General features: G+C 32.9%; 25 protein-coding genes and 1 riboswitch. Of the genes, 19 read left to right on the top strand and 6 right to left on the bottom strand.

Annotated elements, in window-relative coordinates; genetic code table 11:
- The first annotated feature begins 16 nt into the window (after positions 1–16).
- From C661_RS0108625 to C661_RS0108605, 5 genes are all read left to right on the top strand, one after another.
- Positions 17–1,840, top strand: coding sequence for a peptide ABC transporter substrate-binding protein (locus tag C661_RS0108625; protein ID WP_017414913.1), 1,824 nt, complete (start codon positions 17–19; stop codon positions 1,838–1,840).
- Positions 1,841–2,065: 225 nt separating this feature from the next.
- A complete protein-coding gene (locus C661_RS0108620) occupies positions 2,066–3,010 on the top strand; it encodes an ABC transporter permease (protein ID WP_017414912.1) in 945 nt (314 codons plus the stop codon).
- Positions 3,010–3,972 carry an ABC transporter permease gene (locus C661_RS0108615; RefSeq protein WP_017414911.1) on the top strand — a complete coding sequence of 321 codons (963 nt, stop codon included), beginning with the start codon at positions 3,010–3,012 and terminating at the stop codon, positions 3,970–3,972. Before C661_RS0108620 ends, C661_RS0108615 begins: the two co-directional genes overlap by 1 nt.
- Before the next feature lie 10 nt (positions 3,973–3,982).
- On the top strand, positions 3,983–5,017 hold the full coding sequence (locus C661_RS0108610) for an ABC transporter ATP-binding protein (protein WP_017414910.1): 1,035 nt from the start codon (positions 3,983–3,985) through the stop codon (positions 5,015–5,017).
- Positions 5,018–5,020: 3 nt separating this feature from the next.
- Complete coding sequence (locus C661_RS0108605) at positions 5,021–6,211, top strand: ATP-binding cassette domain-containing protein (protein WP_017414909.1); 1,191 nt, start codon at positions 5,021–5,023, stop codon at positions 6,209–6,211.
- 253 nt (positions 6,212–6,464) lie between these two features.
- On the opposite strand, the gene C661_RS0108600 is transcribed toward C661_RS0108605, so the two are convergent.
- Both C661_RS0108600 and C661_RS0108595 read right to left on the bottom strand, forming a co-directional pair.
- Positions 6,465–7,658: an anti sigma factor C-terminal domain-containing protein gene (locus C661_RS0108600; RefSeq protein WP_017414908.1), complete on the bottom strand. Its 1,194-nt coding sequence runs from the start codon at positions 7,656–7,658 to the stop codon at positions 6,465–6,467.
- Positions 7,658–8,146, bottom strand: coding sequence for an RNA polymerase sigma factor (locus C661_RS0108595; protein WP_017414907.1), 489 nt, complete (start codon positions 8,144–8,146; stop codon positions 7,658–7,660). Before C661_RS0108595 ends, C661_RS0108600 begins: the two co-directional genes overlap by 1 nt.
- Positions 8,147–8,361: 215 nt before the next feature.
- Between C661_RS0108595 and C661_RS0108590 the strand changes: the two genes are divergently transcribed.
- Positions 8,362–8,577, top strand: coding sequence for a hypothetical protein (locus tag C661_RS0108590; protein WP_017414906.1), 216 nt, complete (start codon positions 8,362–8,364; stop codon positions 8,575–8,577).
- Positions 8,578–8,656: 79 nt separating this feature from the next.
- Positions 8,657–9,064: a hypothetical protein gene (locus C661_RS0108585; RefSeq protein WP_017414905.1), complete on the top strand. Its 408-nt coding sequence runs from the start codon at positions 8,657–8,659 to the stop codon at positions 9,062–9,064.
- Between the two features lie 112 nt (positions 9,065–9,176).
- On the opposite strand, the gene C661_RS0108580 is transcribed toward C661_RS0108585, so the two are convergent.
- Together C661_RS0108580 and C661_RS0108575 are read right to left on the bottom strand one after the other, a co-directional pair.
- Positions 9,177–9,665: a DUF2975 domain-containing protein gene (locus C661_RS0108580; protein ID WP_017414904.1), complete on the bottom strand. Its 489-nt coding sequence runs from the start codon at positions 9,663–9,665 to the stop codon at positions 9,177–9,179.
- Between the two features lie 277 nt (positions 9,666–9,942).
- Positions 9,943–11,079, bottom strand: a complete 1,137-nt coding sequence (locus C661_RS0108575) for a serine hydrolase domain-containing protein (RefSeq protein WP_017414903.1) — start codon at positions 11,077–11,079, stop codon at positions 9,943–9,945.
- Positions 11,080–11,349: 270 nt separating this feature from the next.
- On the opposite strand from C661_RS0108575, the gene C661_RS0108570 reads away from it, so the two are divergent.
- Together C661_RS0108570 and C661_RS0108565 are read left to right on the top strand one after the other, a co-directional pair.
- The gene (locus C661_RS0108570) at positions 11,350–12,204 is read left to right on the top strand and encodes a hypothetical protein (protein WP_017414902.1); all 855 of its coding nucleotides are present in this window, start codon (positions 11,350–11,352) and stop codon (positions 12,202–12,204) included.
- Positions 12,205–12,303: 99 nt separating this feature from the next.
- Positions 12,304–13,050 (top strand): class I SAM-dependent methyltransferase, encoded by a 747-nt coding sequence (locus tag C661_RS0108565; RefSeq protein WP_017414901.1) that lies wholly within the window; start codon positions 12,304–12,306, stop codon positions 13,048–13,050.
- Positions 13,051–13,336: 286 nt separating this feature from the next.
- Here C661_RS0108565 and C661_RS0108560 read toward each other — a convergent pair whose 3' ends face one another.
- A complete protein-coding gene (locus C661_RS0108560; protein ID WP_017414900.1) occupies positions 13,337–13,537 on the bottom strand; it encodes a hypothetical protein in 201 nt (66 codons plus the stop codon).
- A 239-nt stretch (positions 13,538–13,776) separates the two neighbouring features.
- The gene (locus C661_RS0108555; protein WP_017414899.1) at positions 13,777–14,994 is read right to left on the bottom strand and encodes an MFS transporter; all 1,218 of its coding nucleotides are present in this window, start codon (positions 14,992–14,994) and stop codon (positions 13,777–13,779) included.
- An 846-nt stretch (positions 14,995–15,840) separates the two neighbouring features.
- Between C661_RS0108555 and C661_RS0108550 the strand changes: the two genes are divergently transcribed.
- The 10 genes from C661_RS0108550 (at position 15,841) to C661_RS0108500 (ending at position 24,327) form a co-directional block, all read left to right on the top strand.
- Positions 15,841–16,134: a hypothetical protein gene (locus C661_RS0108550; protein WP_242825988.1), complete on the top strand. Its 294-nt coding sequence runs from the start codon at positions 15,841–15,843 to the stop codon at positions 16,132–16,134.
- 107 nt (positions 16,135–16,241) lie between these two features.
- The gene (locus tag C661_RS0108545) at positions 16,242–16,910 is read left to right on the top strand and encodes a class I SAM-dependent methyltransferase (RefSeq protein WP_017414897.1); all 669 of its coding nucleotides are present in this window, start codon (positions 16,242–16,244) and stop codon (positions 16,908–16,910) included.
- 146 nt (positions 16,911–17,056) lie between these two features.
- Complete coding sequence (locus C661_RS0108540) at positions 17,057–17,914, top strand: SDR family oxidoreductase (RefSeq protein ID WP_017414896.1); 858 nt, start codon at positions 17,057–17,059, stop codon at positions 17,912–17,914.
- 494 nt (positions 17,915–18,408) lie between these two features.
- Positions 18,409–18,639 (top strand): hypothetical protein, encoded by a 231-nt coding sequence (locus C661_RS21530; protein ID WP_242825987.1) that lies wholly within the window; start codon positions 18,409–18,411, stop codon positions 18,637–18,639.
- Between the two features lie 88 nt (positions 18,640–18,727).
- Positions 18,728–18,826: riboswitch (TPP riboswitch) on the top strand.
- A 262-nt stretch (positions 18,827–19,088) separates the two neighbouring features.
- Positions 19,089–19,283 (top strand): sulfur carrier protein ThiS, encoded by a 195-nt coding sequence (gene thiS, locus C661_RS0108525; RefSeq protein ID WP_017414893.1) that lies wholly within the window; start codon positions 19,089–19,091, stop codon positions 19,281–19,283.
- A gap of 1 nt (position 19,284) precedes the next feature.
- The gene (gene thiF / locus C661_RS0108520; protein ID WP_017414892.1) at positions 19,285–20,091 is read left to right on the top strand and encodes a sulfur carrier protein ThiS adenylyltransferase ThiF; all 807 of its coding nucleotides are present in this window, start codon (positions 19,285–19,287) and stop codon (positions 20,089–20,091) included.
- Between the two features lie 178 nt (positions 20,092–20,269).
- Positions 20,270–21,046, top strand: a complete 777-nt coding sequence (locus C661_RS0108515; RefSeq protein WP_017414891.1) for a thiazole synthase — start codon at positions 20,270–20,272, stop codon at positions 21,044–21,046.
- Entirely contained in the window at positions 21,046–22,155 is a 1,110-nt protein-coding gene (gene thiH / locus C661_RS0108510) for a 2-iminoacetate synthase ThiH (RefSeq protein WP_017414890.1), read from the top strand. The genes C661_RS0108515 and thiH overlap by 1 nt, the downstream gene beginning before the upstream one ends.
- A gap of 133 nt (positions 22,156–22,288) precedes the next feature.
- Positions 22,289–23,602 (top strand): phosphomethylpyrimidine synthase ThiC, encoded by a 1,314-nt coding sequence (thiC, locus tag C661_RS0108505; RefSeq protein WP_017414889.1) that lies wholly within the window; start codon positions 22,289–22,291, stop codon positions 23,600–23,602.
- Between the two features lie 131 nt (positions 23,603–23,733).
- Positions 23,734–24,327 carry a thiamine phosphate synthase gene (locus C661_RS0108500; protein WP_017414888.1) on the top strand — a complete coding sequence of 198 codons (594 nt, stop codon included), beginning with the start codon at positions 23,734–23,736 and terminating at the stop codon, positions 24,325–24,327.
- Positions 24,328–24,458 lie beyond the last annotated feature (131 nt).

The following is a 24,458-nucleotide window of genomic DNA, read 5'->3' as shown; positions in this document are numbered from 1 at the left end:
TATAAGGAGGCCACTCATGAAAAGAAAGTTAATAGCATTAGTAATGGTTGCTACAATGTTGCTATCTGGTTGTGGCAAAGGGAAAGTTCCCACAAGTGCAGACTATTCAACAGTATACTCAGGAGAGTATACTACTTTAAACTACTTAATAACTGCCAGTGAAAATGAGTTTGCAGCAGCGGCCAATGTAGTTGATTGTCTAGTTGAATATGATAAAAACGGAGTTGTTCAGCCATCTTTAGCGAAAGAATGGAAGGTATCTGAAGATGGATTAACTTGGACCTTTAAACTTCGTGAAGGAGTTAAATGGTATACCAATGATGGTAAAGAATACGCTGAAGTTACAGCACAAGATTTTGTTGACGGAATGAAGTATGTGCTTAATTCAAAAAACAACTCAAGTACTGCAAACATAGCCTACGGAGCCTTGAAAAATGGAGAAAAGTATTTTAAAGGTGAAATCACTGATTTCTCTCAGGTAGGAATTAAAGCAGTTGATAAGAATACAATTGAGTACACTTTAGAATCACCAAAACCATACTTCTTATCTATGGTTACTTATGTTTGTTTTATGCCTGCAAATGGTAAGTTCTTAGAAGAAACCGGAGATAAGTTTGGAACAGATAATACTAAAATATTATATAATGGAGCCTATATTTTACAAACCTACGAACCACAGAGCAAGAGAGAATTTGTAGCTAATGAAAATTATTGGGACAAAGACCATGTTTATATTAAAAAGTTAAACTACATTTACAACAAAGAAGCTGCCACTTTATCCCCAGAGCTTTATTTACGTGGAGAAATTACAGATACCACTGTACCATCTTCTTCTATAGATGAGTGGATGAAGGATGCAACTAAAAAAGAACAGGTAAGACCTGCTAGTACAAGTTTTTATTCTTTCTTCTATACTTTTAACTTTAATCCAAAATTTGCACCAGAGCATGAGCCAGATAACTGGAAGAGAGTTGTTAACAATGCTAACTTCCGTAAATCCCTTGCGGCTGCTTTAGATAAAAAATCTGCAATGTTAACTTCTGAGCCTTATGAGCCTGAAAGAAGATTAAGTAATACTATAACTCCAAGGAATTTTGTAAGCTTGAAAGGAACAGATTACACAAAACTTGGAGATTTAAAGAAAATTTCTGAGAAGGATACCTTTGATACTAAGGCTGCTTTAGATTATAAAACTAAGGCAATGGAAGAGTTAAAGGATAAAGCAACCTTCCCTGTAAAAGTATTAATGCCGTATAACACAGGTTCTACTGAATGGACAAATCGTGCTCAAGTAGTAGAGCAGCAAATGGAAAAGGCTTTAGGAAAAGATTATATTGATATAGTTTTATTGCCACATCAACCAACAGGTTTCTTAAATGGAACAAGACGTGCTGGAAACTTTGCATTCATGGAAGTTAACTGGGGCCCAGACTACTTAGACCCAGAAACTTACACAGACCCATTTACACCAGATAGCAACTACTGCTGGCCACATATGGCTGAAGGCTATGCAGAAGCTAATGGGAAGAGTAAATATGAAAACCTAGTTAATGCAGCTAAAGCAGAAACCTTAGATATGAAAAAACGTTATGAAGGCTTTGCAAAAGCTGAAGCTTTCTTAATCAACGAAGCCTTCGTAGTTCCTTATGGCCTTGGTGGTGGTGGATTTATGGCATCAAAACTTGATCCATTTACATCTCAATATGCGCCATTTGGAGTATCTAACTACAAGTTCAAGGGTATGGTTATCATGGAAAAGGCAATGAACACTGAAACTTACAAGAAGAATTTTGAAGAATGGGAAAAAGAACGTGCTAAAGCTCTAAAATCAGCAGAGTAAAAAATATAGTTTTCTCCATATTACTTATGGAGGAGCAAAGTATTCTATTAAAGCCGTTGAATAAAGTGAACTTGTTTATTAGTTAATAGAAGCAGGGATTGCAATTAGTAGTCCTTGCTTCTTATAATAACAAGTTAAATTCAAATAACAGATAATTGAACTAGATTAAAGTGTTCATTATTTTAAGATGTGTTAATACTACCTGTAACAAAGGGAGCTGATGGGATGTTAAAATACCTATGTAAAAAAGTTGGTCAATCTATATTCACACTATTTTTCGTTATTACAGCAGTGTTTCTTTTAATGAGATTAATGCCTGAAGAAGGGTATTTCTCAGGAAATTATGATAAGTTAGACACAGAACAAAAAGAAATCATCTTAACTAATATGGGACTTAGAGACCCACTGCCTGTTCAACTTGGGAAGTTCTATGTAAAGCTAGCAAAGGGAGATTTGGGAGAATCTATAAAGTATAGGCCCAAGGTTCCTGTAGGAGAAATAATTAAAACAAAGCTACCATATTCCATAGCCTTTGGGGTAGGAGCAATGGCACTATCTTTAACTTGCGGATTATCCCTTGGGGTAATGATGGCAAGAAGTAAAAAGAAATTTTGGGACAAGATTGGTACGGGATACATAGTATTTATTAATGCTGTACCCGCTGCAGTTTATTATTTGTTCCTTCAGTTATATGTTACAGATGGATTAAACTTACCAATGCTTTTTAATAAGAGTAATCCTTCTAGTTGGATACTTCCTCTAATATCTATGTCTCTTGGAAGTACAGCAGGATATGCAATGTGGATGCGTAGATATATGGTAGATGAATTAAACAAGGATTATATTAGACTTGCAAGAGCAAAGGGACTTACAAGTACAGTAATTATGTTTAAGCATGTTATGAGAAATGCTTTTATACCTATGGCTCAATACTTACCTTCATCTTTACTTTTAACTATTTCAGGATCACTATATATCGAATCATTATACTCTATACCAGGAATGGGTGGCTTATTAGTTGATGCAATACAAAGGCAAGACAATCCTCTAGTTCAAGCTTTGGTATTAATATTTGCAACCATTAGCATTTTAGGGCTTTTCCTTGGAGATATAATGATGGCTGTAGTGGATCCACGTATTAAACTTGAGAAGAAAGAAGGTGCAAGATAATGAGTAAAAAGTTTGATAAAACTGCAGATAGTATTAATGATTCCTTATTTGAACTGGCTGAGTATGATGCAGATGCAGCAGAGCGTACAGGGTACTCAAATTACTCCTACTGGCGCTCAACCTGGCAGGTGTTTTTAAAAAATAAAACTGCTGCTGCTTTATTAATTTTAATGTTTGTAATAGTTGCCTTTACAATTATACAACCCTATCTTCCAAATCAAAAACTACCAACACAGATATACACTAATAATTCAGGAGTACAACTTAGAAATCAAGTGCCAAGTGGTGAGTTTTGGTTTGGAACAAACTCTATAGGACAAGATTTATGGTCCCGTATATGGAGTGGAACTCGTACATCTTTATTTATTGGGGTAGCTGTAGGAATTTGTGAAGCTATTATTGGAATTTTTGTTGGTGCACTTTGGGGTTATGTAAGAAGTTTAGATAAAATAATAACTCAAATTTATAATGTTATAGATAACATACCTACTACCATACTCTTAGTTTTACTTGCTTATATTTTAAGACCAAGCGTATCTACTCTGATTTTTGCTATATGTATGACCAGCTGGGTTGGTATGGCAAGATTTATTCGTAACCAAATTATTATAATAAGAGATAGAGAGTACAACCTAGCTTCAAGGTGTCTTGGAACCCCAACTAGAAGAATTATATTAAAGAATCTACTTCCATATTTAGTGTCCGTAATAATGCTAAGAATAGCCTTAGCAATTCCAGGAGCTATTGGATATGAAGTGTTCTTAACTTATATAGGGTTAGGACTACCACTAGATACACCTTCCTTAGGTAATTTAATTAATGAAGGAAGACTTATAATGATGTCACCTTCTCTCCGTTATCAGTTAATTTTTCCAGCTATAGTACTTTCTATGGTTACTATATCCTTCTACATTCTAGGGAATGCCTTTGCAGATGCAGCAGACCCAAGAAATCATGTTTAGGAGGTGCAAAATGGAAAATGTAATTTTATCAGTAAAAGATTTAGTTATAAAGTTTAACCTTCGGGGTAAGGTGCTTACAGCAATTAGAGAGGCTTCTTTAGATTTAATAGAGGGAGAGAGCATTGCAGTAGTTGGGGAATCAGGTTCTGGTAAGTCCGTTTTTACAAAAGCCTTTATGGGACTTTTAGATGGAAATGGATGGGTGGAGTCAGGAAGTGTTTTATACAAGGGTGAAGACTTAGCAGCTTTTAAGACAGAAAAGCAGTGGGTTAAAATTAGAGGGAAAGAAATTGCTATGGTATTTCAGGACCCAATGACTGCCTTAAATCCACTTAGAACCATAGGAAGTCAAGTTGAAGAAGCTGTAGAGCTTCACCAAGGCTTAAAGGGTGAAAGCGCAAAAAAAGTGGTTATAGAAATTTTAAAGGATGTAGGAATTTATAATGCAGAGGAAAGATATGATCAATATCCACACGAATTTTCAGGTGGTATGCGTCAAAGAGTAGTAATTGCAGTAGCTGTTGCTTGTAATCCCAAGATTCTAATTTGTGATGAACCAACCACAGCCTTGGATGTAACTATTCAAGCTCAAATAATTCAGCTATTAAAAAAGATACAAGCTAAATATAATCTTACTATAGTATATATAACTCATGATTTAGGGGTAGTTGCTAAGGTAGCAGATAGAATTGCTGTTATGTATGCAGGAGACTTGGTAGAAATTGGCACAGCTGAGGAAGTTTTTTATAACCCTCAGCATCCATACACCTGGGCATTGCTTTCTTCTCTTCCACAGCTTGGGGTAAAGGGTCAGCCATTATATTCTATTAAAGGAACTCCTCCAAATTTATTCAATGAAATAAAAGGGGATGCCTTTGCACCTCGTAATCCAAAGGCTCTAAAAATTGACTTTGTAGAAAGACCACCTTACTTTGAAGTAAGTCCAACTCACAAGGCAAAGACCTGGCTTCTAGATCCTAGAGCACCAAAGATTGAGCCACCTGAATTAATTAAGTCTTTAAGAGAACAATGGGGGAGGGAATAGCAAGTGGGGAAAAGTAAAGCTAATAGGCATAAGAATTTAAAAGCAGTTAGTGGAAAAAAGTATCATAAAAAGGAAGTTATAGCTTCCAATTCAAAGAAAAATGTAAAAATTACAAGGCAAGATGAAGTTGGAGCTACAAATAATAAGGAAATTAAAAAAGAAAGTCACGGAATTAGTAATAAAAAAGAGGATTCCGCTATAAACATAAATAGTGGTACAAATAAAAATAACTGCAAGGGAAGCAAAGCAATCAATAGTAAAAAAGAAAAGGAAGTTCTCTTAGAAGTAAAGGATTTAATGGTAAAGTTTGGGGATAAAAAGAAGCCCTTTATTGCGGTTAATGATGTGAACTTTCATATTTATAAAGGAGAAACCTTTGGACTAGTTGGGGAATCTGGTTCAGGAAAAACAACTATTGGAAGAGCAATTGTGAGAATTAATGAAACAAGCAATGGAACCATCCTTTTTAAGGGTGAAAAGATAAATGGAAAAATTAGCTCAAAGTTAGATAGGGAAGTTACAAGGAAAATTCAAATGATATTCCAGGACCCCATGGCTTCCTTAAATGAGAGAGCAAAGGTAGATTATATAGTGTCAGAGGGGCTTTATAACTTAAAGTGTTATAAGGATGAGGCAGACAGAAAGGCAAAAGTAGAAAAAGCACTTCTTGATGTGGGGCTACTTCCTGAGTTTGCAAGCAGGTTTCCTCATGAGTTTTCAGGGGGACAACGTCAGCGTATTGGAATAGCTAGGGTTCTGGCTATGGAGCCAGAACTAGTCATTGCAGATGAGCCTATTTCAGCTCTTGATGTATCCATTCGTGCTCAAGTGCTAAATCTTCTTTCAGACCTTCAAAAGGAAAAAGGATTAACTTACTTATTTATAGCTCATGACTTAGCAGTGGTAAGGTTCATAACTGATAGAATCGCAGTTATTCACAAGGGAAAGATTGTGGAATTGGCGGAAACAGAAAAACTCTTTGAGAATCCACTCCATCCATATACCAGAGCCTTACTTTCGGCCATACCACTACCAGATCCAAGGGTAGAGAGAAATAAGGAAATAGAAGTATATGATCCTAGCTGTCACGACTATGCAAAAAATCCGCCTTATTGGGCAGAGATTGAAGAAGGTCACTTTGTTCTAGCTAATGAGAAAGAGTTAGAGGAGTATCGTAAGCGTTTAGGAAAGTAGAAGTTATCACTGAAGGCAGGGATTAGGAGATTTATAAGCTGTCTTCTATTAAAACTGTAAGGTTAATTTAGCTTTCCAAAAGCTCATTAACTTTTTTAAGTTAATTTTCCATATAAAAGGTGCTAAGAAGGTTTTTAATAACCTTCTTAGCACCTTCTTAATTTAGAGTGATTGCATTTGATTCTAGAAGCAATATTAACGATACCCTTCCAGTGAATTAGCATAAATTCTGCAGAATTGAGATGCAAAATGGCTAGTTTACATATTTGGAAGCAAGTACACCTTTTATTTCTATAGTTTTTATTTTTTCATTAGCTAGAAATTGAAGTAATTCCTCTGCCTCACCATTAATTAAAAGTCCATAGATATTTACCCCATTACTTTCCACATAGTTTAAGGAACTTTTATAGTAATCTGATTTAATCTCATTATTATCTAAGGCTGCAACTGCCTTTTTCCTATCATTAGCATATCTTAAAAGTGAAATAAAATGCTTAGTATAGGCTTCATCAAAGGAGCCATTGAAGGTGCCACTATCAATTCCATCTCGCATATAATCTACTAGCTGCAAATAAGGATATTTATCGTTTTTCATACTTTCTCCAGTAACAGAACCATCATTAAGGTTAGGATTAAAGCCAGATAAATATTCATTAGGGGTGCCGTAAGGGGCAGTGCGCACTGCTGCCCATCTAAAAGTAACTTTATCGTTGTATTTCTTTCTTAACTCATCAAAGTCTTTTGTTGTTATGTCTTCCTGAAGTATTACATAGGAAGACACATAAGATTTAGGATTTAATTCCTTAATATAGTTAATAAGCTCTTCATTTCGCTCGTTCCTTCTCTCTTCAACACTGTTCTTATTGCGATCATCGGGGGCAATATCTAAAAACTCCATGAAATTAATCGGGAAAAAATCGTGATAACTATCTCCATTTTTGTAACTTCTTTTAATAGTAGTATTTGTACTTTTAGCTTCCCTATTAAATAAATTGACCCTTTCAAAATAGATATCATATTTACCAAAGCCTAGATTTTGTGAGCGAACTGTATTTATTGCATAGCCAGGTAGATTCAGCTCAGTGATAACTTTTAAGTCAAAATATAAATTATCATGATATTTAGCCACTGAATTTTGAGAGGGATTATAGTAAAAACTACTTACCAGTGGAGAAATTATATAATTAGTAGTAAGCAGAATTGAAAATACTATAATTACAGAGGACAATATGGTTTTTCTCAGCTTTTTATTAACAGTCTTTTTTACTGAGGTGGTGTCAGTATTATCAGTTAGGCTTAAACTGTGATTTTCAAAATCTATATCATAACCCTCGGATAAATATTCAGAGATTACTTCATACTTTTGCAATTCCTCTTGAACTAGGGTGATTTCTTCTTCAGAAGCAGTTCCATTTTTATATTTATCTAACAAATCTTTAAAGCTCATTATAAAGCCTCCTCTAAAAATTCTTTCAATTTCTTTCTTGCTCTAAATAGTAGTGTTCTAGTGGCACCTTGGGAAACCCCAGTAACTTTCGAGATTTCTTTTAAGGAAAGATTACAGTAATAATACAAAATAACTATTTCCTTATAAGAGGGCTGCAAATTCAAAACCTCGTAATAAACTTTTCGTCTATCATCATTAAGGATAATTTTATCTAAGGTATTGTCTTCAGCTGAAAGCTTGTTTAGGTTCTTTTCTATATCTTCCAATCTGCTAGTTTTCTTTAAGTGGTCTAAGAAAAGATTTTTACATACCCTGAATAGCCAGTACTTAATATACATTTCACTAATCTCTATAGCTAATAGTGCCTTAAAGAAGGTTTCACTTACCAAATCTTGAGCTAAATGATGATCCTTACACAAAGAAAGAGCATAGATATAAAGCTCATTATTATATTTTCTATATAAAACTTCAAAATCATCATTCCCCATAGCAGCGCCACCCCCTTCACTTAATAAACGATAGTTGTTAAATTATGTTACACCATAGAATTGTTTAATTTTTTTAATTTAATGGTTTTAATAAAACCATTTTTAAGTTTTTAAATTATTAGGGAACAATCGTGTGAAAATTGTGAAAACACAGTACAATTTATAAATTCGTTAGTATATAATGTAATTATATCAATATGTTGGGAGGCTGGGGTATGAATAAACTTAATAAGTATATATCCATTGGGTTAGTTTTTAATGGCATATTTTTAATATCTTCAAGATTTAGTTTATTACCTCATGTAATTGAAGGATTTACAGCAGGGGTGGGCATTTCATTTGTTTTTATGGGATTGTATGCTTCAAACCATGATATTTTTAAACTAAGAAATGCAAAGATAAAATTTCTTAAGAGTATTTTGGGAAGATAAGCTATTAACTTATTTAGTAGGTAAGTAATACTTTTAAATGAAGAATATAATTTATAAAATGGTTAAAGGGGATAGGAAAATGAGAGCAGTATCAAGGGATAGGTTTAAATTACTCTTTATATCAATAGCATTATTGGCAGGATTATTTATAATTGGTAATTTGGCTTTTGGGAAGGCAAAAATAACAGGAATGTACACAAGTGGTACAAAGGTTGTAAAAGTAGATGATACTGAAGCAATAAATAGGAGCAAGAAGTATAATACACCCTATGCTCATAAGGTGAAAGAAAATGATAAGTTTTATTTAAAATATTTTGCATTCGAAGGGGGTCAACCTAAGAATGGTACTTTTACAATGACTAGTGAGCAATACGAAGAGCTAGTTGAAGGCAAGGAATATTGGTTTAATATAGAATTTGATAAACCAGATGATGATGGCAGTGGTAAGGTAAAAACAGTTTATAAAGAAGACCCTATGAAAAAATAAATATGGAGCTTCTAAGAAATAGAGCTTAGTGTATGTCACACTAAGCTTTTGTTATAGGTTGGACGCATTTATAATAATCTAATGCAAAGTGAGGGCTTTTTATCATTGCCTATCATATTGTTAGGTTATTTTCCTCTTTAATTTCTATGGCTGATTTAAATATTTCTCCTAGTACTAATGCCATTATGCCTAAGAACAAGAAAATTACAACTCCGCATCTAGAAGAAATTCCTTGTTCATCTAGATGTAAAATATAAAATCCATTGATGCCATAGTTACTTACATTATATATTAAATCAAATAAGCCTATGAAAATGATGCTAATGCCAATGATTCTAAAGGATTTAACATTTTCCATTGTAAATGGTTCTTTCAATGTAAGTGATTTAAAGATTTTACGAAGTTGATAGATAATTATTAGAAATGCTATAAAAGCAATTTCGTATAAAATAGTTATTAAGAATTCTCTTATGTTTGAAAAAACAGTTGGAGAAAATAACATAACCACATTTGGAACAATAAGAACAAGACTAATATACCAAATAATATTAACTGTTTTCCTCAAAAAGGATGATACTGACCTTTTGCCTAAATATTTCATGATATACCCCCAAATATACACATACTAAGCTAGTAATTAAGTCACAATTAAGATTATAAACTAGCAATAAAGCAGTTTAAACTTAGGTTATAACTATATACCTGTAGTTTAATCAACTTTAGATTATTAGACTTAATTAACCATAGCCTTTAAAGAAATTATACCATGATTTCTCATAAAAACAATATAAATTTATTGTTTTTCAATACAAGTATATATAAGAATGAATATAAAATAGTAATTTATGGGGGTTTCATGTAAATTATTGCAATAATTTTTAAGATAAAAATTCCTTTAAAATACGCTGATAACAAAGCTCTTCAATTTTAAATAAAGAATGTCCCTCTTCCTTATATTGAATTCCACCATTTTCAACAAATATAACTCCCAAATCAAGGTCTTTGATAAAGAACATACCACTTAAAATTCCATAAGCATCTCCAGAATGACCAGTAAAGGAATAGTTAGGATATAGATTTTCATTAGGGTAGAAACAAAGCCCTATTTTTTTAGCCTTACCTGATGCTGTTTTGCCTTCCCAATGGATATCTTGCATTAATCTAGCAGTTTCAGGGGAGAGAATTCTTACCCCTTCATACTCACCCATATTCATATGTGCTCTCATAAATTTAGATAAATCTAAAAGGGAAGTCCTAAGTCCACCAGCAGGAGAAAATTTAATACAATTCCCAAGAGTACGCATATCACTATAATCAAAGGCTTTGGGTGAAATTGAACTATAATCATCAAAGGATATATAATGAGAATTCATAGAGCCATCAAATTTATATACTTTTGTTAGATTTTCAAGATGCTTTAATTTTGTAACATCAAAGCTAGAATCATCCATATTTAAAGGTTTAAAAATATGCTTTATACAATAATCATTAAAGGGCATGCCAGAGATCTTTTCTATTAAACAACCTAGGATAGTGTAGCCAATGTTTGAGTAATCATAAAAGTGACCCGGAGCATAGTTTGCCCAAATTTCATCTCTATAAAAATCCCCATTAGTACAAACTAGCTGGGACAAATACTTTAGTTTAGGGTTATGGATATTATCATAAAAGTAATCATCCCCAATCTCAGTTAGACCAGAGGTATGAGTAAAAAGGTGAATGAAGTTAATTGGAATACTGGGGTACTTAGGGTTTCTTATTTTAAGACCTAGATGATCACTAATATCATCTTCTAGTTTAAACAACCCTCTCTCATATAGCTGCATTAAAGCAGTGGTAATAACAGTTTTTGAAATTGATGCCACTCTAAAAATAGTATTTTCTTTAGCGCTTCCTAGAGCAGTGTGCCAAAGCATATTATTATTCTTAACTATAAGAGCAGATAAGCCATGTACCTTTAACTGCTCCATATAGTTTAACAAGTCATTATTTATAGATTGTGATAAGTTCTCCATAGTTCAAATCCTTTCTCTAAAGATTATTGTCTAACAGATATTTATCTATATAATACAATAAATGACGGAGTGATGTAGATTAGAACAAAAATATCTTCTAGTAATTTATAGATTATGAGTTTATAAGGATTAATGTCAGCAAGGTTTAGTTACAATTAGGTTTATATTTAACGGCAGCAATTTGGATTTTATAGTATATTATTACAATAATTGCATGGTAAAATGTAACTGTTAACAATTAAAGTTTGGGAATAAATGGGGGTAGGAGAAATGATAAAAGTAGTTAATAAAGTTGAAGAGATACTTGATTTTGTGTGGGAGTTAAGCGTGGATGATTTCTATGCTAGTTATCCTAGAAAAAAATCATTAGAGCAAGTTAAAAAAGAAATCCAAAGATCTATAAATGAAGATGAAAAATCTATAGTAGCTTATTATAAAGACAATGAGCTGTACGGGATTTGTTGTTACTTCTGGGAGGAAAGTGAAAAATATGTACAAACAACCCTATTCCTAATAAAAGATTATTATGAGGACATTGCAGAAGAACTTATAAGCTATGTAAGTACACAATTACCTGGGTATGAACTATTTATAGGATTTCCTGATACCAATGAAAATGCAAGGGAATACTTTGAGAGAAAAAATATTCAGTGTATTGAAGCTAGTATTGTTACCAAATTATATAACTTACAATGTGATATAAGTGAAAAATATCCTTCAGTAGAAAGAATTACAGAAAATAGTTTTGAGGAATATGCTATATTTCATGATGAACATGCGGTTCCTTCAGGAATGTACTATAATAGCAAAAACCTCAAGAAGGATATGGAGCTTTTTCGGGTATTTGCTCTTAGGGAACATGGAAAAACTCACGGAAGCACTTTTGTTAGGGCAGGAAAAGGTATGTCAGAGGTTTTTGGAGTATTTATTGATAAAGAATATGAAAATAACCACTTTATAAGTAATTTAATCAATGCAATGTTAATGGAATTATATAATGAATTTGGTACAGTAAAGGAAATTATATATTTTATTGATGAAGATTCTACTGAAGAACTAAATTCAGCCTTATCAGCAGGTTTTCAGGTTATTGAAAGATATAGATGCTATAAATGCTTGCTCTAATTACGTAAGGTAAAGAGCTGAAAATCTTATAAAAAGTTTTGGTTAAAGTGGATTATTGATATCAATATATTCACTATCGTATGGAAGTGGGGAGAACATATGAATAGTAAAGAAATACATGAAGTAAATAAAGGTTATTGGAATACAAATGCAGAGGAGTGGTTTGGGGTTACAGCACTACCACAATACGGAACTCTATTTGCTACAGAGGAAGAATTAAATTTGTTTGGAAATGTAAAAGGGGCTAAGCTACTTGAAATTGGTTGTGGCAGTGGACATTCTCTAAAATATCAAGGAGACCATGGTGCAACTGAGTTATGGGGCTTGGATATGTCTATCAGTCAGCTTGAAAATGCAAAGAAGTATTTAAGAGAAAATAATTATACAGCTAAATTAATATGTTCCCCTATGGAAGAGGAATGTGGTATACCTAAGGATTACTTTGATTTTGTATATTCAATTTATGCTATTGGATGGACAACTGATCTTGAAAATACCTTTGTAAAAATTGCTTCCTATTTAAAAAAAGACGGTATTTTCATTTTTAGCTGGCAGCATCCTTTGCATAATTGTGTTAGCATAGATGAAAAAAAACTGTTATTTGGAAAATCTTACTTTGATGAAGCTTGGTTTACACAACCTATGCCTGGGGAGAGTACAGCTCTTCTTTGTAGCCGTAAAATTTCAACTTACATCAATGCTTTATCAAAAGCAGGGTTTGTTATTGAACAAATGGTTGAACAAACTCATAGTGAGGTATTAAATAAAATAGGGGAAGTTTCTCCTAAAATGAAAAAAGCGCAGATGCTGCCACTTTCCTTTGTGTTTAAGGCTAGAAAGCTCTAACCTATATTTAGAAGTTTAAAGTATAAATGAGTTTATATAGGGGTAGAAGATAATTGAAGTAAAGGGTGAAGGACTATTCACCCCTTTAGTTATTTTTTCTATAAAAATATTAGCCATCTTCAAAAAATAAATAGTCAGTATGCTGGTCTGTTTTGTGTTATACTGCGTCAACAGAACCCTTAGATAAATCTACTATCCAAGGAGCCTGTTTCCTTGTCGGCACAAGCTTGCTTGTGAACTTAAAATATCCTTCACATCTTTGACGTATTATTTATTTTCAGACGCCTTAATCTTTGTGTAATTTTAAAGCAAAGAATAAAATTGTGCTTATAATGAGCCAAATAATACTGTATTGAAGCGTCTCCATACTAACATACTGATTTCCACCAGGTATTCCAATTAAGGCTGCTATTACATTGGATAGAAGTATAGAACCAAAAATAAATAGAAAAAACTTTATACCTCTGTTTGATGATTTTTTCTCCATTGAATCACCTCCAATACCAAAGCTAGTTCTTATATAAATTATAACATAAGTGAAATATTATGGAATGATATTTTGGGGTATTATTCCATATTTGACATATATGTGGCAAAGTGAAGTTGAAATTTAGGTTATACGCAAGTAACACTCTGCATTTTTAAATTTAATTAGATAAAAAGACTAGCCTATAGGTTAACTTATACAGCGAATTAACTTATAGGCCTTTACATTTATAGTAGTATTTATATATCTTTAATATCTAAAGCATTATCTATAGTTTTGTTGAAACTTCCTTTTAAACTCAAAACACATAAGATAATTAGCATTATGGCTATGCTCGTGAAAGAGTTACCTATACCAATTAAATTATATAGGGGCGTAGCAATTAATAGCCCTAAGATTGCAAAGAGAGTTAGTAGTATTTTATAAAAGGAGAACACCCTTCCAATATACTCTTTAGGTATAGTATTTTGTATTATGGTACTAGAATATATGCCCTGAAGATTTTGAGCTAAGCCTAAGATGATTAAAACTCCAAAGGTAATTATATAACTTTTGGAATACCCAAAAAGTATATATCCAATAGCAATTATTACAGTTGAAAGAGTAAATAAAGTTACATGATTTTTCTTAGATAAAGCTTTAACTATAAAAGGAACTAAAAGCCCACCCACAGCCAGAGCATAAGAAAAGTAAATAATGCCTTCTGGATTTAGCTTTAATAACACATCGGAAACTGCCACCTTATAGGTTTCATAGAACCTTCCCAGCACTGCGAACATGCTCATTATAACAAACACAGTTTTAACACTAGAATATCTTGAAAATATCTTATATCCTTCAATACCACTTTTTATTATTCCAGTTCCTGTTGCAGCTTTATCAGACCTTACAAAGTTATATTTTATTAGACTAAATAAAACTCCAGAGATTAAAAAGCTTATAGCATTAATAATAAATAAAATATTACTACCATAGAGTTTATAAAGGATTCCTCCAATAGCAGGAGAAATAAAAATACTGGTGGATTGAAAAAATGAGAAAATGGAATTAGAGTAAGAGAGTTCTTCCTTTGATACTACTTCAGGAAGAATGGCGGTTTCAGAGCTTATATCAATGTCATTTAGAGATTGCAGGATAAATGCTAGAATATACACCAGCCATAACCTCTGATCATTGACTAAAGTAAAGAGAAAGGCAAAAATAACACTAGCTAAATTGGTAACCATAATAACTTTTTTCTTATTATAGGAGTCAGCTATAAAACCAGATAAATAAAGCATAGGAATCCTTAAAACAGCCCTAGAAAGCCACATCAGTGCCACAGCACCTACAGAGTTTGTTAAACTATACAAATATACCGTGACACCAATGTTATAGAGATAATCACCTATGGAAGATATAAAACCTCCCATAGATAATAAAGTGAAGTTTTTGTTTTTAAATAAATCTTTGTACAAAGCACCAACCCCTAAACTATTATTACTCTTAGTTTAGTTGTAAAAAATGGGAAATAATAGTCTATATTTTACATTTTTTATGTGTTATAATTAAATTAGGGACATATGAGGGATTTAACACCAGTTTACCAATAATATGAAAGTAAATTTTATATTATATAAATATTAATCAGCGTATATTAAAACCTTTATATAATAAAATTTGCAATTTTAAAATTACAGCAAGGGATTGAGATAGCTTAAAATGTACTTTAAACTTTATGAAAGACCTTATAAATAATGATGCTACTGAACTTTAGATCTTTTAGTTCAATAGCATTTTTGGTTTTATATACACTCTATATAGTTTTAAGGCATTGTTTAAAGCAGGTGTAAGAAAAAATATGAGACTCATTTATATATTAAAAGGAAATAGAGAGGTTATTTTGAATAATATCCTTATAGTATGATATGGGTATTTTATAGCAGTGACCAAATTACTGTTGGTGGTGGCTTTGGGCAAATAAAGAATACAGGTATTCAATCTTTTAATTCTAATGGCTTAATATATCTTAAATCATCCTGAAAAGTTTGGAATATCAGTAAGAAAATAATGATTTAAGGCATCGTGTTCTTGTATAATTTAGCACGAATATAAGATGAATAAACCATGTCAAAATAATAAAGCAAATAATGTACGAGGTGATAAAAATTAGTAATTTAAAGTTGAAAAATATAAATAATAAATTTTTTAGCAGTAAGCCTTATATGAAATTAAATAGGTGTATAGCTGCAGTATATATTTTCTTTATGTTCATATATGTTTTTAGGGAGAAGTTGTATAAACTTGACACTTCCTATATTACTATGTTTGCAGAAGTTGCACCAAATCTTATACCTAGCTTTCTGTTCACTATTATTGGCATGTTCTATATAGTACCCCTTTTAAAAGGAGTAAACTTAACAAATAAACCTAGGGTTATATGGATGATAAATTCTCTAAATATTTTGTGTTTTTTACTCATAGAGTATATCCACGTAGTTTTCAAATTAGGGTCATGGGATAATAATGACATAATTGCATCTTTAATAGGTATAGCAGTTGCTACAGGTATTTACTTTAAGTTAAGAAAGGGTTTTATAAAGGAATTTGATAAATAAATGATTGAGTAAAACTACGTAGAAATGATGCTTTAATATTATTCTTACATTGAGTTGTAAGGGTAAAATGACGAAGAAAAATAGGTTAGTGTAGGTGAGATATGAAAATGGAAGATTATAATGTTGTAAAAAATGATTTTAATAAAATTTCACAACTTGATGAACTAAAATGGAACCACAACAACTGTTATTTTAAGTACCTTATGAAATTTGTACCAAGTACGGCTGAAACCTGCCTTGAAATCGGCTGTGGGAAAGGTGAACTCTCATTTATGCTATCAAACAAATCAAAAAAAGTAATTGCAGTTGATCTTGCAGATAAAATGATTGAGAGAGCAAAAATATTACATTCTAATAAGAATATCGATTATATTTATGGCAATATTCTCGATATAAAATTTGAAAATAACAGCCTTGATGTTATTATAACAACGGCAACAGCTCATCATTTACCTTATGAGTGGCTTCTATGTTTCGCAAAAGATAAACTTAAAAAAGGTGGCAAATTGATTATATTAGACCTTGCAAAAGCAAAATCACTAAGTGATTACATTATATGGAGTGGTGCATTTATCCCCAATATCGTCATGAATTTGATAAAAAACGGTAGGTTGCAAAAAGATGATGTTCATTCAAAAGAAGTTTGGGAAAGGCACTGCGAACATGACACGTACATGACAATAGAAGAGATAAAATCATTAGCACAAAAGCATATCCCTACAGCAAAAGTTAAACGAAAACTCTTTTGGAGATATTCACTAGTATGGCAAAAATAGTTGTAAAGTGAGTATAGGTTGAAAATAAGTTAATTATGCTGGTTTCGTTTACTCTTATGCTCCCATTATTTTTAATATTTTCACTAATCAAATCTTCTTCTGAAAAGTATTAAAATATGAAAAACTCCTAAAATTGAGGTGTTAAAATGAATGGTAAAATAGTCCTTGTCACTGGAGCCAATTCCGGCATGGGAAAGGCTACTTGTATTGAAATAGCAAAGCTTGGAGCCAAGGTTATCATGGTTTGTAGAGATAAGCAAAGAGGAAGTGAAGCTTTAGAAGAAGTTAGAGAGCAAAGTAACAATCCTTCTGTAGAGCTTATGTTTTGTGATCTAGCTTCAATTAAAGAAATAAAAGAATTTACTAAAGAATTAAAGAAGAGGTTTGAAAAGCTTGATGTATTAATTAATAATGCAGGAGTAATTCGCCCAGGAAAACATAGGACTAAAGATGGATTGGAGCTTCAATTTGGAGTTAACCACATAGGTCATTTTTTTCTTACAAAGGAGCTTTTAGACTTCATTAAAAAAGCTCCCTCAGGACGAATTATAAATGTAGCCTCTGGTGCACATAAAATAGGAAGAATTCATTTTGAGGATATTAATTTAGATAAGAATTATACATTATGGAGAGCTTATGCTCAATCAAAGCTTGCAAACATCCTATTTACCTATGAACTAGCTAGAAGACTAAAGGGAACACATGTAACGGCCAATTGCCTTCACCCAGGTGCTGTTGCCACTAATATGGGTATAAATAGAAAAACAGGCTTTGGGACTTTAATTACAAAAACTTTAAAACCCTTTTTCCAAACTCCAAGAGAAGGAGCAGACACCGCTATTTACTTAGCAACTTCTAGTGATGTTCAAGGTATAACAGGGAAGTACTTTTACAAGAAAAAACCTATAAAATCTTCTATATTATCTTATGATGAGCACCTTGCAGAAAAGCTATGGCAGTTTAGTGAGGAGCTTATAGAAGGCATAAGTAGTAGAAAAAAGTAGAGCTTTAGTTACCCATAATTAAGGGGAAACTGCCAAAAGGGGAGGGTGAAAGGGTATGTGGAGTAATAGAACAAAAATCATATATAGTACATTTATCATATGGACTGTAATTGTATTATTTATCGTTTATAGAAATATAGAATTTCCCTTTGTTTTTCAATTCGTCATTGGCTATGTAATATTTCTTATGATAGCATTAGTGTATTTTTTTATTAATATATTCTCAAATATGAGGAAGTCAAAATGGAGTACAATAAGAAAAATGATGTTAAGGTTTATTATTTGCTTTTCCATCATTTGGGCTTTGAATGTTTTAGTTATTTACTTAATGAAAGGTGAGTTAAGGATAGCATATAGCATTTTAAATGCTATAGTTTTTTCTTTTGGCCTTACTTTTGGGGAAATGATGTTTAAGAAAAGTAGCATCTGAAAAGTATCAAAGGATTAATGGAAAATCAATTGTTAATTGCTATAAAGTTTTGGCATCACCTGTGATGTACAAAGCGAAAAATGATGAGCCTAAATATTGGTTGATTGGTGTCAATAACGAAGGGGTTTGGGGAGAAAAATCAATTGTACTTGGGTGGTATGAAGATGAAGAAAATATAAAAAGAGAAATTGATGAAATTGCAAAAGCAATCAATAATGGCATACCAATATATGAGTTGGAATATGCAGTAAGAGTTAAGAATAAAATGTTAAGAGTAAAAATAGATGAAGAGTAAAGCATATTAACAAGCCACATAGAAAGTTAACAATTTGAAATATTTACACAACAATGTTCGTGAGATATAATTAAGTCATACAAATAAATATATGTGCTAGGGGTGCTGAAAAGCTGAGAGGGAGAAATCCTAACCCTTTGAACCTGATGTGATTAGAATCACCGTAGGAAAGCTGAATTTAAGTTTATTAAAACGAAGATATAGCTTGCCCTTGGCAAGCTTTTTTATTTATAGGAAACAAAATTCAAAGCTTCGGTAGTGGAAAATTCTTTAGTTTGTTAAGAACCTGTAGTTCTTTAAAAGAATTTAAACATGAAGCCCTGTAAATACTTAACAGTTTAGTATACTTATAATTTAAATATCAGGTCAAAGAACTCAGCCTCACCCTTAAAGGGTGGGGCTTATTTTATTTGTTTTAAGTAAAAGTATTTCAGAAAAGGAGGACCAAAATGATAGTTAATGGTAAGGAAATGAATTTTGAAGAAAACATAACTGTACTTGAGCTACTTAAAAATCTTTCTATCTCAGAAAATAAGGTAGTTGTAGAAGTTAATTATAACATCATAACAAAGGAGCAGTTTTCAGAAGTTATATTAAATAAAGAAGATACGGTGGAGATTGTAAGCTTTGTAGGAGGCGGTTAAGTTGAAGCTATATATCAATGAAAAGCTAATTGAAGCCCAAGAATGGGAAACAGCTTTTTCACTAAGGGATAAGATAAAGAAAGAAGCCGATATTGTTGTTCTTAATGGGTTTATTCTTAAGGAAGATGCAGACCTTAAAGAAGGAGATAAGCTTAGTTTTATAAAAAGAGGGGAAACCCCTTCAAAGGAGGACATGGAAGGACTTTTAGTATCAAGGCATACTCCAGGAGTTCATGAGAAGTTAAAGAAAGCAACGGTTGGAATTGCAGGCCTTGGAGGACTTGGCTCTAATATTGCTGTAGCCTTAGCAAGAGTTGGTGTAGGAAAACTAATACTTGTAGACTTTGATGTGGTAGAACCAAGCAATTTGAATAGGCAGCAGTATTTTATAAAGCATATTGGCATGAAAAAAACTGAGGCGTTAAAAAAGCTTTTACAAGATATAAACCCTTTTATAACAGTGGAAACAGTGGACACTTACCTAGATAAAACCAATATAGAACAGGTATTCATTGAAGCCCAAATAATAGTTGAGGCTTTTGATAATCCAAGTTGTAAAGCAGAGCTCACAACCACGGTGCTTACAAGGATGAAGGATAGATATATTGTTGCAGCTTCAGGAATGGCAGGATACTTTTCAAACAATGCAATTATTACTAAAAAGTTAGGGGAAAAGTTCTATTTAGTTGGGGATGGAGTTTCAGAAGCTAAAGTAGGTTGTGGGCTTATGGCACCAAGGGTAAATATAGCAGCAAACCATCAGGCAAATACAGTGATGAGAATAATTTTAGGAGAAACAGAGGTTTAAGAAATTTGAACGAACTATTCAAGGTTAATTTTACAGCTACAAGTTATAAGAGCAACACAAAAGTTTAATTTGTATGAAAGTTACTGTGTGAATAGAAAGAAAGCTTCTTAGCAGGGAATCAAATAAAACTAGGAAGTTAAGTGATTGATTATAAAAAATATAGAAAGAGGGGAATGAAATGGACAATTTTATTTTAGGTGGAGTAGAGCTAAAGAGTAGATTACTTATAGGTACAGGAAAGTATAGCACTAATGCTATGATGCCAGATATTATCAAGGCTTGCAATGCTCAGGTGGTTACAACTGCTGTTAGAAGAGTAGATTTGGATGATAAGGAAGAAAACATACTAGAGCATCTTCCTAAGGATATAATACTTCTTCCGAACACTTCAGGAGCAAGAAACGCAGAGGAAGCAGTTAGAATTGCAAGACTTGCAAAGGCAATGGGCTGTGGAAACTGGGTGAAAATAGAGGTAATTTCTGATAATAAGTACCTTTTACCAGATAACTTTGAAACCATTAAGGCAACAGAAATTCTTGCAAAGGAAGGATTTATTGTACTTCCTTATATGAGTCCTGATTTAATGTCAGCTAAAAGACTTGTTGAGGCAGGAGCTGCAGCAGTTATGCCCCTTGGAGCACCTATTGGCACAAATAGGGGAATTAGAACTAAGGAGCTTGTACAAATACTTATAGATGAAATAAAAGCACCAATCATAGTTGATGCAGGTATAGGAAAGCCTTCAGAAGCAGCAGAGGCAATGGAGATGGGGGCCGCAGCAGTACTTGTGAATACTGCAATTGCTTCAGCCCAAGATCCAATTGCTATGGCAGAAGCCTTTTCACTAGCTGTTAGAGCAGGAAGAATAGCATACAGGGCTAAAATGGGAGCTGAGAAAAGATATGCAGACCCATCCTCACCCCTAACAGGATTTTTATTTGAAGGTGATAAGTAATGAGTTTTTATGAAGAGTATCTTTCTTACAAGGGGTTTGACTTTGAAGATTTCTTTTCAAAGGTAACAAAGAATCAGGTATTAAGGGTTATTTCTAAAGATAAATTAACTTCTATGGATTTTTTAACTTTGCTTGCACCAGCAGCTGAGCAGGTTGTTGAAACTATGGCACAAAGGGCTCATGTACTGAGTCTTCACCACTTTGGAAAATCCATACTACTTTACACACCAATATATATTGCAAATCATTGTGTAAATAAATGCGCCTATTGTAGCTATAATATAGAAAATAATATCCAAAGAAAGCAGCTTACTATGGCGGAAATCAAAAGAGAGGCTGAAGAGATTTCAAAAACGGGCTTAAAGCATATTCTTCTTTTAACTGGAGAATCAAAAAGGGATACTCCTCTTTCTTATATTATTGAAGCTATAGGGATATTAAAGAAGTATTTCCAGTCAGTTTCAATAGAAATATATCCTTTAAGTGAAGAGGAATATAGAGAGGTTGTAAAGGCAGGAGTAGATGGATTAACTGTATACCAGGAAGTTTATGATGAGGAAATTTATAATAAAGTCCATTTAGCAGGACCAAAGAAAAGCTATAAATTTAGGTTAGATGCACCAGAAAGAGGGTGTGAGGCTAACATGAGGTCAGTGAATATAGGAGCACTTTTAGGACTAAACAACTGGAGAATTGAAGCCTTTATGTCAGGGCTTCATGGAAAGTATCTTCAGGATAACTACCCGCAGGTGGAAGTTGGGTTATCCCTTCCAAGAATAAGGCCCCATGTAGGAGTCTTTGAAGACATTCAACCTGTTAGTGATATAAACCTAGTTCAAGCCTTGTTAGCTTATAGAATTTTTCTTCCTCAAGCTGGGATTAATGTGTCCACAAGAGAAAGGGAAACTTTTAGAGATAACTTAATATCACTAGGGGTTACCAAGATGTCTGCGGGAGTTTCCACTGAAGTTGGAGGCCATGGGAATTCTGATAAGGGAAGTGCACAGTTTGAAATATCAGATAAAAGAACTGTAGAAGAAATGAAGTTAGCTATTAAAGCTAAAGGGTATCAGCCAATATTAAAGGATTGGCTGAATTTAGAGGGTTAATGCCTTTACTCTTAATAAGGAAATAAGTTTATAAGTAAAAGTCTGAAAATCAAATAGGTCTAGCTTGATAAAGAGGTCAAGTTTGATCTCCATAAAGAAATAAAATTAAAAAAGTTTTAAGGGGGATTTATTAATGAATTATACAACACAAATGGATGCAGCAAAGAAAGGCATCATAACTAAGGAAATAGACATAGTTGCTAAAAAGGAAGGTATGGAGGTTGAGGTTTTAAGAGAACTTGTGGCAAAGGGAAGAGTTGCAATACCTGCTAATAAAAATCATAAATCTTTAAATCCAGAAGGAGTAGGAGAAGGTCTAAAAACAAAAATTAATGTTAATCTTGGAATTTCTAAGGATTGTAAAAGCTTTGAAGTGGAAATGGAAAAGGTGAAAACTGCCCTTGAAATGAAGGCAGAAGCTATAATGGATTTAAGCTCCTATGGGAAAACTGCAGAGTTTAGAAAGGCTCTTATAGAAATGTCACCAGCTATGATAGGAACAGTACCAATTTATGATGCAGTAGGGTTTTATGATAAAGAATTAAGTGATATTACAGTAGATGAATTCTTTAAAGTGGTTGAAAAACATGCAGAGGATGGAGTAGATTTTGCAACTATTCATGCAGGCTTGAACAGAGAAACTATTAATACTTTTAAAAGAAATAAAAGGCTTACAAATATAGTTTCAAGAGGGGGATCTTTATTGTATGCTTGGATGGAGCTTAATAATGCAGAAAACCCTTTCTATGAGCACTTTGATAGACTCTTAGATATATGTGAAAAGTATGACTTAACCTTAAGTCTTGGAGATGCTTGCAGACCAGGATCTATAAATGATTCTACAGATGCCTGTCAAATTAAAGAGCTTATGGTACTTGGAGAGCTTACTCTAAGAGCTTGGGAAAGAAATGTACAGGTTATTATAGAAGGACCAGGACATATGTCAATAAACGAAATTGCGTCAAATATGATACTTGAAAAGAAGCTTTGTCATGGAGCTCCTTTCTATGTTTTAGGACCATTAGTTACAGATATAGCACCAGGTTACGATCATATAACAAGTGCTATAGGGGGAGCTATTGCAGCAGCAAATGGGGCAGACTTCCTATGCTATGTTACACCAGCTGAGCATTTAAGACTTCCAAACCTAGAAGATATGAAGGAAGGCATAATAGCTACAAAAATTGCAGCGCATGCAGCAGACATTGCTAAGAACATAAAAGGGGCAAGGGACTGGGATAATGAAATGAGTCTTGCAAGACAAGAGCTTAATTGGAATAAGATGTTTGAACTTGCTATAGACCCAGAAAAAGCTAAAAGATATAGAAAAGAATCTATGCCAGAGCATGAGGATAGCTGTACTATGTGCGGAAAAATGTGTTCTATGAGAAATATGAATAAGATAATGAGTGGGAAAAATATTAATATCTTAAGAACAGATGAGTAGGTAAAAAAAACTACCCAGCAGAATTATTTTTTAGTTGAACTTAGCATTTTTTAGAGAGAAGATTTTTAGATTTAATTACGAACTAAAGTAGTTAAGTAAATTAATTTGTGCATGGTTTGAGGAGATTAAAAATGATCTATGTAATAACTAACAGAAAGTTAATCACAAAGGGTAGACTTTCAGAAGTGGCTGAAGCTGCTGCAAAAGGGGGAGCTGAGGTAATAATTCTAAGAGAAAAAGATTTAGGTTTTTATCAGCTCTTACCCATTGCCTTAGATATAAAAGAAAGAATAAAAAGTACAAAGTGCAAATTAATAATTAATAGCAACATTGAAGTAGCAAGAGAAGTAAAGGCCCATGGAATCCATTGTTCCTATGATTATTTTATAACGGAAGCACCGAAATTCCCAGGTGAAATAGGTGTGTCAATTCACTCTATTGAGGAAGCTACTAAGGCAGAGAAAATGGGGGCTAGCTATATATTAGCTAGCCCAATCTTTGAAACTCAGTGCAAACCTGGAGTAGAGCCAAAGGGCATAGCTTTTATTAAGGCTATTAAAAAAGTAGTTAAAATTCCTGTCATTGCTCTAGGTGGCATTAATTTAGAAAATGGAAAAGAAGTAATGGAAGCCGGAGCACATGGGCTTGCAGTAATGTCTGCTATAATGGCAGCGAAGGAGCCTAATGAGGTAGCTTGCAGGTTTAAGGAGATTTTGAGAAGCTAATTCCTTACGTATTTTGAAATGGTTAAATATCCATCAAAAGTTGGAAGAATATTAACTTGCTTACTGTACAAAACCTTGTTGTGACTTCAAAAGTATTATGGACTTAATATTTTACTAAACCAAACAACCAA

The organism is Clostridium tunisiense TJ (assembly GCF_000300195.1).
In the GTDB taxonomy this organism is placed as follows: Bacteria; Bacillota; Clostridia; order Clostridiales; family Clostridiaceae; genus Clostridium_J; species Clostridium_J tunisiense.
Note: the sequence above shows the minus strand (reverse complement) of the source record. Positions and strands in the feature narration are given on the sequence as shown.

Bases quoted from the DNA above. Each gene is read 5' to 3' on its own strand.
- C661_RS0108620 (WP_017414912.1), top strand. From the start codon at position 2,066: ATGTTAAAATACCTATGTAAAAAAGTTGGTCAATCTATATTCACACTA.
- C661_RS0108515 (WP_017414891.1), top strand. From the start codon at position 20,270: ATGGACAATTTTATTTTAGGTGGAGTAGAGCTAAAGAGTAGATTACTT.
- C661_RS0108540 (WP_017414896.1), top strand. From the start codon at position 17,057: ATGAATGGTAAAATAGTCCTTGTCACTGGAGCCAATTCCGGCATGGGA.
- C661_RS0108585 (WP_017414905.1), top strand. From the start codon at position 8,657: ATGAGAGCAGTATCAAGGGATAGGTTTAAATTACTCTTTATATCAATA.
- C661_RS0108500 (WP_017414888.1), top strand. From the start codon at position 23,734: ATGATCTATGTAATAACTAACAGAAAGTTAATCACAAAGGGTAGACTT.
- thiS (WP_017414893.1), top strand. From the start codon at position 19,089: ATGATAGTTAATGGTAAGGAAATGAATTTTGAAGAAAACATAACTGTA.
- C661_RS0108560 (WP_017414900.1), bottom strand. From the start codon at position 13,537: ATGGAGAAAAAATCATCAAACAGAGGTATAAAGTTTTTTCTATTTATT.
- C661_RS0108565 (WP_017414901.1), top strand. From the start codon at position 12,304: ATGAATAGTAAAGAAATACATGAAGTAAATAAAGGTTATTGGAATACA.
- C661_RS0108575 (WP_017414903.1), bottom strand. From the start codon at position 11,079: ATGGAGAACTTATCACAATCTATAAATAATGACTTGTTAAACTATATG.
- C661_RS0108610 (WP_017414910.1), top strand. From the start codon at position 3,983: ATGGAAAATGTAATTTTATCAGTAAAAGATTTAGTTATAAAGTTTAAC.
- C661_RS0108615 (WP_017414911.1), top strand. From the start codon at position 3,010: ATGAGTAAAAAGTTTGATAAAACTGCAGATAGTATTAATGATTCCTTA.
- thiH (WP_017414890.1), top strand. From the start codon at position 21,046: ATGAGTTTTTATGAAGAGTATCTTTCTTACAAGGGGTTTGACTTTGAA.
- C661_RS0108545 (WP_017414897.1), top strand. From the start codon at position 16,242: ATGGAAGATTATAATGTTGTAAAAAATGATTTTAATAAAATTTCACAA.
- C661_RS0108625 (WP_017414913.1), top strand. From the start codon at position 17: ATGAAAAGAAAGTTAATAGCATTAGTAATGGTTGCTACAATGTTGCTA.
- C661_RS0108600 (WP_017414908.1), bottom strand. From the start codon at position 7,658: ATGAGCTTTAAAGATTTGTTAGATAAATATAAAAATGGAACTGCTTCT.
- C661_RS0108580 (WP_017414904.1), bottom strand. From the start codon at position 9,665: ATGAAATATTTAGGCAAAAGGTCAGTATCATCCTTTTTGAGGAAAACA.
- C661_RS0108550 (WP_242825988.1), top strand. From the start codon at position 15,841: ATGTTTGCAGAAGTTGCACCAAATCTTATACCTAGCTTTCTGTTCACT.
- thiC (WP_017414889.1), top strand. From the start codon at position 22,289: ATGAATTATACAACACAAATGGATGCAGCAAAGAAAGGCATCATAACT.
- C661_RS0108595 (WP_017414907.1), bottom strand. From the start codon at position 8,146: ATGGGGAATGATGATTTTGAAGTTTTATATAGAAAATATAATAATGAG.
- C661_RS21530 (WP_242825987.1), top strand. From the start codon at position 18,409: ATGTACAAAGCGAAAAATGATGAGCCTAAATATTGGTTGATTGGTGTC.
- C661_RS0108590 (WP_017414906.1), top strand. From the start codon at position 8,362: ATGAATAAACTTAATAAGTATATATCCATTGGGTTAGTTTTTAATGGC.
- C661_RS0108570 (WP_017414902.1), top strand. From the start codon at position 11,350: ATGATAAAAGTAGTTAATAAAGTTGAAGAGATACTTGATTTTGTGTGG.